At 73.1% G+C, this 9,337-nt stretch carries 8 protein-coding genes; 3 read left to right on the plus strand and 5 right to left on the minus strand.

The annotated features are described in order from the left end of the window. The first annotated feature begins 550 nt into the window (after positions 1 to 550). Positions 551 to 2,638 (plus strand): SpoIIE family protein phosphatase, encoded by a 2,088-nt coding sequence (locus tag IPZ69_RS45015; protein ID WP_235460709.1) that lies wholly within the window; start codon positions 551 to 553, stop codon positions 2,636 to 2,638. Positions 2,639 to 2,681: 43 nt separating this feature from the next. Here the strand turns inward: IPZ69_RS45015 and IPZ69_RS45020 are convergent, their stop codons facing one another. Further along, on the minus strand, positions 2,682 to 4,037 hold the full coding sequence (locus IPZ69_RS45020) for a hypothetical protein (protein WP_235460710.1): 1,356 nt from the start codon (positions 4,035 to 4,037) through the stop codon (positions 2,682 to 2,684). A gap of 95 nt (positions 4,038 to 4,132) precedes the next feature. Continuing rightward, the gene (locus IPZ69_RS45025) at positions 4,133 to 4,765 is read right to left on the minus strand and encodes a class I SAM-dependent methyltransferase (protein ID WP_235460711.1); all 633 of its coding nucleotides are present in this window, start codon (positions 4,763 to 4,765) and stop codon (positions 4,133 to 4,135) included. Positions 4,766 to 4,946: 181 nt separating this feature from the next. Between IPZ69_RS45025 and IPZ69_RS45030 the strand changes: the two genes are divergently transcribed. Further along, entirely contained in the window at positions 4,947 to 6,101 is a 1,155-nt protein-coding gene (locus IPZ69_RS45030; protein WP_235460712.1) for a PP2C family protein-serine/threonine phosphatase, read from the plus strand. Positions 6,102 to 6,147: 46 nt separating this feature from the next. Here IPZ69_RS45030 and IPZ69_RS45035 read toward each other — a convergent pair whose 3' ends face one another. From IPZ69_RS45035 to IPZ69_RS45045, 3 genes are all read right to left on the minus strand, one after another. Then, the gene (locus tag IPZ69_RS45035; RefSeq protein ID WP_235460713.1) at positions 6,148 to 6,963 is read right to left on the minus strand and encodes an SAM-dependent methyltransferase; all 816 of its coding nucleotides are present in this window, start codon (positions 6,961 to 6,963) and stop codon (positions 6,148 to 6,150) included. A gap of 75 nt (positions 6,964 to 7,038) precedes the next feature. Next, entirely contained in the window at positions 7,039 to 7,251 is a 213-nt protein-coding gene (locus tag IPZ69_RS45040; protein ID WP_235460716.1) for a DUF397 domain-containing protein, read from the minus strand. A 25-nt stretch (positions 7,252 to 7,276) separates the two neighbouring features. Further along, positions 7,277 to 8,152, minus strand: a complete 876-nt coding sequence (locus IPZ69_RS45045; RefSeq protein ID WP_235460714.1) for a helix-turn-helix domain-containing protein — start codon at positions 8,150 to 8,152, stop codon at positions 7,277 to 7,279. A gap of 327 nt (positions 8,153 to 8,479) precedes the next feature. Here IPZ69_RS45045 and IPZ69_RS45050 point away from each other — a divergent pair, with 327 nt between their 5' ends. Beyond that, on the plus strand, positions 8,480 to 9,088 hold the full coding sequence (locus IPZ69_RS45050; RefSeq protein WP_235460715.1) for an ATP-binding protein: 609 nt from the start codon (positions 8,480 to 8,482) through the stop codon (positions 9,086 to 9,088). The last annotated feature ends 249 nt before the right edge of the window (positions 9,089 to 9,337 follow it).

The following is a 9,337-nucleotide window of genomic DNA, read 5'->3' on the forward strand; positions in this document are numbered from 1 at the left end:
GCCAGGCGGCGGGCCGGTCCGGAAGCGGTCGAGAGGCCGGTCCGGAAGCCGGTCAAGAAGCCGGTCGAGAGACCGATCTCGCGCGCCGGTCCGGGGCCAGGCGGTGGGCCGGTCCGGAAGCGGGTCGGGAGACCGGTCCGGAAGCCGGTCAAGAGGCCGGTCGAGAGACCCATCTCGCGCGCCGGTCCGGGGGCGGGTCCGAAAGCCGGTCGGCAGGCCGGCCTCGTGCCCCGGTCCGGGCCGGGCGGTGGGCCGGTCCGGAAGCGGGTCGGGAGACCGGTCCGGGGGCCGGTCAAGAGGCCGGTTGAGAGGTCGATCTCGCGCGCCGGTCCGGGGGCCAGGCGGCGGGCCGGTCCGGAGGCCGGTTCGGAGGCGGTCGAGAGGCCGGTCCGGAAGCCGGTCGGCAGACCGGTCCCGTGGCGGGCCCGGTGTCCCGGGCCGGGGTGCGGCCGGCCACCCCGCATGCGGCGACTTCCCGTGGGAGGCACGCTGGGAGGTGCGGTGTGGGAGGGGACGGCACGGCCTGCCGAGAGCGTCGGAGGTGATTGGTGTGGCGCACGGCGAGCCCGGCCTGCGCGAGGACGAGAGGGCGGCCTCGATGTTGGAGGCGCTGTTCACCCAGTCACCGGTGGGACTCCACCTGCTCGACAGCGACCTGCGCGTCGTCCGGGTCAACATCGCCACCCCCGTCATGCGGACCGTCTCGCTGGACAGGGTGGTCGGACACCCGATCCACGAGGTGTACGACGTCGTCGAGGACGAGGACATCGAGGCCACCCTCCGTGACGTACTGCGCACCGGGATCCCCGTGCGGCAGCGCATCGTACGGGTGCGCCTGCCCACCGACCCGCCGCAGGTACGCCATTTCGAGATCACCGCGCTGCGCCTGGACAACCCGCGGGGCACGGTGCTCGGCGTGGCCGTCACCGCCGTCGACGTCACCGAACGGGAGCACAGCCGGGCCCGCGCCCACGTCCTCGAAGCGGTGCGCCGGTCCGTGGGGCGCACGCTGGACGCGGCGGTGACCGGCGAGGAGCTCGTCGCGGCCCTGGTGCCCACGTTCGCCGATATCGCGATCGTGGAGGTGGTGGACGCCGTGCTGCGCGGCGACGACCCTCCGGTCGCGCCGCTGCCCCTGGACACGCCGCTCATGCGCACCGCGTTCCGCAGCAGGGACAGGCATCCACCTCAGGCGCGCCCGGTGGGTGACATCAGCAGGCTGCCGGCCCCCACCCCCTTCACCCAGGCGCTGGCCGACCTGTGTCCGCGGGTGGTCCCGCTGCGGCCCGACGCCGCGTGGTTCCGCGTCGATCCGGAGCGCGCGGAGGCCATCCGCCTGTCGCGGGCCCACACCCTGCTCACGGCGCCCCTCACCCTGCGGGACACCGTCGTGGGCCTCGTCAGCCTCTACCGGACGGGACAGACACCCCCGTTCGGCGACGGCGACCGGGAACTGGCGGTCGAGCTGGCCTCCCACACGGCCCTGTGCATCGACAACGCCCGGCGCTACACACGCGAACACACCGTCGCCGCCACGGTCCAACGCCAACTGCTGCCCCGTACCCCCGAATCGCACGCGCCGCTGGATACCGCGTACCTCTCCCTCACCGGCGCGGATCCCGGGGCCTGGTACGACACCATCGCCCTGTCCGGTGCCCGTACCGCGCTGGTGGTCGGCAGCGTGTCCGGGCAGGGGCTCAACGCGGCGACCACCATGGGGCAGTTGCGCACGGTCATCCGCTCCCTCGCCGCGTTCGACATCCCGCCCGACGAGCTGCTCGCCCGGCTGCAGGACGCGACGGCCCAGCTGGCCGCGGAGCGGGCGAACCTCCCCGCCGGCGACCCGCTCCACCGGGAGACGCTGGCCGCCGACTGCGTGTACGCGATCCACGACCCGCTGACCGGTACGTGCGGGATGGCGTGCGCTGGCCGGCTGGCCCCGCTCGTCGTACTGCCGGACGGCACCCTGCGCGTCCCCGACCCGCCGTCCGGGCCGCGCCTGGGGACGGGCGAGGACGCGCCGTTCGCGTCCGTGGAGTTCGACGTGCCCGCCGGGAGCGTCCTGGTCTTCACCAGTGATCCGCTCCTCACCGCGTACCTCGCGGAGTCCCCGGGACCGCTGCGCCAGGTTCCGGCGTACGCTGACCGCTCGCTGCGGGACCTGTGCGACGCCCTCGTGTACGCCATCCCGCCCGATCTGCGGGTGGGCGACGCCGCGGTGATCGTCTCCCGGGTCCGCTCGCTGCCGGGCGACCGGATCGCCGTCTGGCCGTTCGCCCCCGACCCCAGCTCGGTGGCCGAGGCACGGCACCGGGCCCGCGCACAGCTCAAGGCCTGGGGCCTCGACGACGAGACGGCCTTCAACACCGAGATCATCGTCAGTGAGCTGGTGACGAACGCCATCCGCTACGGCGACCCGCCCTTCCAGCTCCGTCTGATCAATGACCGCACGCTGACCTGCGAGGTCCGCGACGGCGGCGCCGCGGCCCCGCATCTGCGGCACGCCCGGACGGTCGACGAGGGCGGGCGGGGTCTGTTCATCACCGCCCAGCTGGCCCACGGGTGGGGCACCCGGTACTCGCCGGAGGGCAAGACGATCTGGACCGAGCAGTCCTTTCCGGCGCCGCGCGGCCGTTGATCAGCCTTGAGCGTCGCCCGGCCCGATCAGCCTTGCGGCCCGATCAGCCTTGAGCGTCGCCCGGCCGGCCCGGCGCCGCCGGCCGTCCCTCGTCGGCCTGTCGGCCGCTCGCGGCCAGCAGGGCGAGCACCGCGAGGACGGCGAGCAGGACGAGCACCAGGAGCAGGACCGTCAACACGGTCGGGTAGTTCCACAGGGCGAACACGAGCGCCACGACGAGCAGCGTCACGAGCGTGATGGCCCGGCGGTAGGTCTGCGCCCAGATCCCGACCCGGCCGGTGCGGATCTGGTGGGCGGCCGCCCATCTGGCCGTGGCGTCCGCGGTGCGTTCGGACCTGCCGCGGACGGCCACGGGCAGTCGTCCGGGACCGATGAAGTAGGTGCCCAGCGCGATGACGATGCCCAGGACGATCGCCGTGCGCAGGCTGACGCGCAGGAAGCGCACCAGCGTGTCGAAGACCTCGGCGGCGGCCGCCTTCGACTGGACCTCGGGCGGAAGGTGGTCCAGGTAGTAGTGGCGGGCGACGACGACCGCGATGGCCACCACGAGGCAGGCGAAGGCCGCGCCCAGGGCGGTGCGCGCCAGGGCCCGCCGTCGCCCGCGCGCCAGCATGACCCCGGCGACGCCCAGCAGCACGACGAGGATCGGGAGCCAGTTGCCGACGATGTCCAGCAGCCGGGCGCCCTTGCGGGCCTTGGCCAGCTCGTCGGACTGGAAGAGCACCATCTGCTTGTTGACCGTGGGGATGTGCTCCGCGGGCTTGAGGCCCGCGTCGACCAGTTTCTGCTTGACCTGCTCGACCGCGGTGCCCACGTCGAGGGTCACGGTGCCTTCGCTGACCCCGACGGCGCCGCGCCCCTTTCCGGTGAGCGCGTGCACGACGGCGTTGTGGGCGACCCGGTTGGCGTCCGTCCACACGGTGACGAAGGCCTTGCTCCGCACCACATCGGTGGCCACCTTGGTCACGGCCTGGTTCACCGCCGCGTCGAGCTGCGGGCCCAGCCCCTTGAGCGCGTCGGCGGCGCGCGCCGGCAGTCCCTGGGTCACCAGCCAGTCGGCGATGTCCGAGGCGGCCTGCTCCCCGTTGACCCGGACGCCCACGGCCTCGGTGATCCGGTGGACGGCCGCGTCCTGGACGGCCGGTTCGGTGGCGAGGGGCTTGACCGTGGAGACGTACCGGTCGGTGTCGAGCGCGATGTCGTGCACCCAGGTCGCCAGCAGGGCGACGGGGACCAGGACGCAGGTGAGGACGATGAGGACGGCCGAGGCGACGGCGCGTGCGATCCTGCCGGTCGCGGAGCTCTGCGACGCCCCCTTGCTCTGCGCCGTGCCGCTCGCGGATGCGGCGCCCTCGGGGTCCTGTCCGGGAGGGGACCCAAACTTGTTCGGACCGCTCATGGTGCCTCCGGCCGGGTGCCTGGCTGATCACCCCATTCCGTCAGCAGGCGGGCGCGGTCGCACGCCGGTGAGAGCCATACGGAGGAACGGTCGGCCTACCCGGCGGCCTTGACGGCCGCGAGGCGTTCGATCGTGCCGAGTCCGTAGCGCTCGCGGCGTACGACGGTGAGGCCGGCCGCGCGCACCAGGTGCAGGGGACGGCGCAGCTGGTGGTCGCCCGCGCAGGCGACGGTCAGCGGGTCGAGGAGGCGCTGGGCCGTGCGGACGGTGCCACGGTGGCTGACGACGTGATCGATCAGGAGCAGGGTGCCGCCGGCTCCGAGGACCCGGCACATCTCCGCGACCGCCGCGCGGTCGTCGGGGATGCAGCACAGCCCGAGGGCGCACACCACCGTGTCGAAGGACGCGTCGGGGAAGGGCAGCCGGGTGGCGGACGCCTCGACGAGCGGGACGCGCAGGCCCAGCTCGTCGGCGCGGGCACGGGCGCGGTCCAGCATCGCCGGGGAGAGGTCCACGCCGGTGAGGTCGGTGCCCTTCGGGTAGTGGGGGAGGTTCAGGCCCGTGCCGATGGCGACCTCCAGGACCCGGCCCCGGGCCAGGGAGCACAGCCAGGACCGGCCGTCGCGGAGCAGGTACCGGTCGAAGCGGCGCATCCAGCCGTCGTAGCGCGGCGCGTCACGCTCCCAGATCCGGCGCGCCCGCGCCTCGGCGGCGCTGTCCTGCCCCATGTCCACTCCCTTGAGCCGCGGATGCCGTCCAGCATGGCGCGCTGCGGCTCCGGCGGCGAACGGCGCACGACCCGGGCAGAGGCCGGCGCGGTGCGCGACGCCCGCATCGGCGTGGATGTTCGTCCCCAGGGACGGCGGGCACGCGATGGCCGGACTCCCAGGGGTGGTGCACGCTGTAATCGTGGGTGCCCGGCAGAGCCTCGCGCGTCTGCGGCAGTCCTGGCAATCGAGTCACGCGCTGCTGCTGCTTCCGATCGCGCTCATCCTGATCATCACGGTGGTGGACATCCGTACGCCCGAGAACGTCCATCTGGGACCCGCGCTGGTCATCGCGCCGGCGCTCACCCCGTCGATCGCCGGGCCCTGGGCGACCGGGATGGTCGGGGCACTCGCGGTGGCGGCCCAGGCCTTCATCGGTGTGTTCCACGGCGGGATCGCCACCACGAACCACATCGTGCAGCTCGTCACGCTCGCCGTGCTCTCGGTGCTGATCGTGATCTACTGCGCGATCCGCGAGCGGCGCCGCGAGCAGCTGGCCCAGGTCCGGTCGGTGGCCGAGGCCGCCCAGCACGTCCTGATGTGGCCGCTCCCGGAGCAGATCGGCCCGCTGCGGATCGCCTCCCTGTACATGGCCGCCGAGGAGGAGGCCCAGATCGGCGGCGATCTGTACGCCGCGACCACCCTGGTCGACGGCACGGTCCGGGTGCTCATCGGCGACGTGCGCGGCAAGGGCCTGCCCGCCATCGGTGAGGCCGCGCTGCTGCTGGGCTCCTTCCGCGAGTCGGCCCACCGGCACACCACCCTGCCGGATCTGGCCGCCACGCTGGAGCAGAGCATCAGCCGGTACGCGGCCGACTTCGAACCGCCCGAGGAGGTCGGCGAGCGCTTCGCCACGGCCCTGTTCGTGGAGATCCCCGGGGGCGACCCGATCACCCGGATGACCAGTTGCGGGCACCCTCCGCCGCTGCTGCTCAGCCCCGGTAGCGCGGTCACGGTGCCGAGTCTGCATCCCTCGCCCCCCTTGGGCGTCGAGGGCACGAAGTCCGGCGACCACACGCTGGATGTGTTCTCCTTCGAGCCCGGCGACACCCTGCTGCTGTACACCGACGGCGTCATCGAGGCCCGGGACGCCGGCGGCCGCTTCTACCCGCTCGCGGAACGTGTCGCGCACTGGACCGACAGCAGCCCGGAGGCGCTGATGCACCACATCCGACGCGACCTCCTGGCCCACACCGGTGGCCGGCTCGACGACGACGCGGCCCTCATCGCCCTCCACCGCACGTCCACCGTGCACCGCCGGCAGCACCACAAGGTCCTGGGCGGCCACAAGCACTGACGTCGGGGTCCGGGGTCGAGGGCGCCCTCGACCCCGGACCGTCAGGTCACGGCTTGCGGGCCGCCGCTCCGTACATGGCGATGTCCGCGTCGCGGATGTTCCGTTCGCCGGAGCCGTCCGGGTGCCACTTGTGGACCTGGACGATGCCCGGCTCGACCAGTTCCAGGCCCTCGAAGAACTCGTGCGCCTCGTCGAGGGTGCGCAGCCGCATCGGCATGTTCCGGGCGGCGTACTCGCGGGCGACCCGGCCCACCTCCTGCGGCGCGAACTCGGCGGTACCGATGGACATCGCCAGGTAGCTGCCCGAGGGGAGCGGCTCCAGCAGGCGGCGGACGACGCCGACCGCGTCGTCCTCGTCGAGCATGAAGTGGACGATGGCGATCACCGTGAGCGCCACCGGCCGGGTGAGGTCGAGGGTGTCGCGCAGTTCGGGGGCGTCCAGAATGGCCGCCGGGTCACGGAAGTCGGCCTCGATGTACGAGGTTTTCCCCTCGGGCGCGCTGGCCAGCAGGCCCTGGGAGAGGGTGAGGACGATCGGGTCGTTGTCGACATACACCACCCGTGACTCGGGGGCCACCGACTGCGCGATCTCGTGCAGGTTCGGGGAGGTGGGGATGCCGGTGCCGATGTCCAGGAACTGGCGCATCCCCGCCTGTTCGGCGAGCCAGGCGACGGCACGGTTCATCCAGTCGCGGTTGGCGCGCATGTGGACGGGCAGGGCGGGCCACTCCCGCGACATGGCGTCGCCCGCCTCCTTGTCGGCGGGGTAGTAGTCCTTGCCGCCCAGGATGTAGTCGTAGATCCGGGCGGAGTGGGCGTTCTCGGTGTCGATGCGGTCGGCCGGCCATCCGTTGTCGGGCAACGCCGTGTCTCCCATTCGAGTAGGGGGTGGGGGGTGAACACTGGGCGAAAGCAAGCGGGTTGAGCAGGAGGTGACTCAGAGGAGGAAGTCGGCGTCACCCGCCTTCACGCCCGTCAGGAAGCTCGACATCTCCCGGGGTGTGAAGACCAGCGCGGGCCCGTCGGGGTCGGTCGACTGGCGCACGGCCACGCGCCCGTCGGCGAGCCGCTTCACTTCCACGCAGGCGCCTCCCGCGTCGTCGCTCCACGGCTTGGACCAGCCGTGTGCGCCCAGTTCCCGGGACGGCATGCCGTTGCGTATGTGGTGGTGCACGTCAGAGCTCCTTGCGAATCGCACCGAGGAGGGCCTCGGTCTTGCGGGCGGGGGCCGCCTGGGCGGCCAGCCGGTCCAGGGCCTCGCGGTACACCACGACGTCGTCGCCCTTGTCGAGATAGACGGCGCCGACCAGGCCGCCGAGGTAGACGATGTCGGGCAGTTCGGGGGCCCGGAACCGGAACAGATGGAACGCGCCCGCCCGCATGGCCGGGTGCGGGCCGTTGGCGAACGCCATGATCTGCACCGTGACATGGGGCAGTCGGTTCACCTCGATCAGATGGTCGATCTGCGCGCGCATCACCTCGGCGCCCCCGACCGGCCAGCGCAGCACCGTCTCGTCCATCACGACCCACACGCGCGGCGGCCCGTCGCGCGTGAGCAGCTCCTGGCGGCGCATGCGCAGCGCGACCCGGCGCGCCGTGGCCTCGGCCGGGGCGTGCGGATTGCCCGCGGTCAGCAGGGCGCGGGCGTAGTCCTCGGTCTGCAGCAGCCCGTGGACGAACTGGTTCTCGTAGGCACGGATCTGCAGCGCCGCCTGCTCCAGGCTCAGATAGGCGGCGAACCAGTCGGGCATGACGTCGCGGTACGTGTGCCACCAGCCGCGCTTGTTGGCCTCGCGGACGGACTGCAGGAACGTGTCGAGCTCCTGCTGGTCCGTCACCCCGTAGGTCTGGAGCAGCTTTTCGACGTCCGCGAGCCGCAGCCGGGCGACCTTGGCGGCCTCCATCCGGCGGATCGTGGAGTGGCTGACCCCGATGGCGGCGCCCGCCCGCTCGTACGTCAGACCGGCGCGGGTGCGCAGCTCCTCCAACTGCTTGCCGAGGATCATGCGCAGGACGGAGGGGGCGCCACCCCAGTCGGTCTCCACGGTCACGCCGTACCCCCTCCCGACCGGGCTTCGGGATCACCGTCTCACGCGAACGCCCGCAGCAGGCTCACTCGTTCGGTTCTTGACGGAAGCAGCATGCCCCTGGCGACTTGCACATTTCAACTTGCCGGTTGCGAGCCGGAGTTGGCGGATGGGAGAGTGGTCGTACGATCGCGGCTCGGCGAAGGAGCAGGCGACGCGGCCCAGTCGGGGGAGACCGGGCCGCACCCCGGGTGCCGTCAGGCGCCGGGAGTCGTCCACTCCTCCCGCAGGGCCGGCCGACGCGACAGCACCCGCACCCCCACCGCGAGGCCGGACGAAAGGCGTACGGCGATGGCTCCGCCCTCCCTCCCCCAGCCGCTGGACCGACCCTCCACCAGACCACCCGGAGACGAGTTCGCCGGTCGACTCCCTGGGCCCGACGGCCCCGACCGCCTCGTCTCCGGGGCCGAACCACCGGGCCGTACACAGGTGTTGGTGCTGCCCGCGGCACCCGCCTCCGTCGCCGTGGCCCGCAGAAGCGTGCGCGAGATACTGGCCGCCCGGGGCATCGCCGGCGACGCGGAAGACAACGCTGTCATGGTGACCTCCGAGCTGGTCACCAACGCGCTCGCGCACTCGGGCAGCGAACGGATCGTGTGCCGGCTGCACATCAGCGCGGACCGGATCCGCGTCGAGGTCGAGGACCAGAACCGCGAGGCCTCGCTCCCGAAGCCCCGGCAGGCGGCCCCCGACGACCAGGGCGGCCGCGGACTCTTCCTCGTCGAGGCGCTCAGCGCCGACTGGGGCGTCGCGCTCGCCCCCCGCCGGTCCGGGCGGATCGTCTGGGCCGAGCTGACGACGGCCCCGGACACCGCCCCGGCGGACGAACCGAACCCGACCCGGCCCATCCCTCACTCGGCCGAAGGACTCTCACCTGATGGACCCGTCTCCGCTCCCTGACCCGCGCGCACCGCGCCCCCTGCCCTTCGCCCTGCGGCCGCGCGGCGCGAACCCGGTGCCGGGCGTGCGCTGGGCAGACCCGTCCTGGACCCGGACCCGCCCCAAGCCCGCACCCCACGACCCCCACCCACGCCCGGAAGACGACTCGGCGGACTGAACCGACCGCGGCCGGCGCGCCCTCGGTGTCCCCCGTCCGCGCCGGCCGGCTCGCGGGGCCGGCAGCCCGCTCCTAGCCTGAACCGGAAACTC

The organism is Streptomyces olivochromogenes (genome assembly GCF_021538895.1).
GTDB lineage: Bacteria > Actinomycetota > Actinomycetes > Streptomycetales > Streptomycetaceae > Streptomyces > Streptomyces olivochromogenes_A.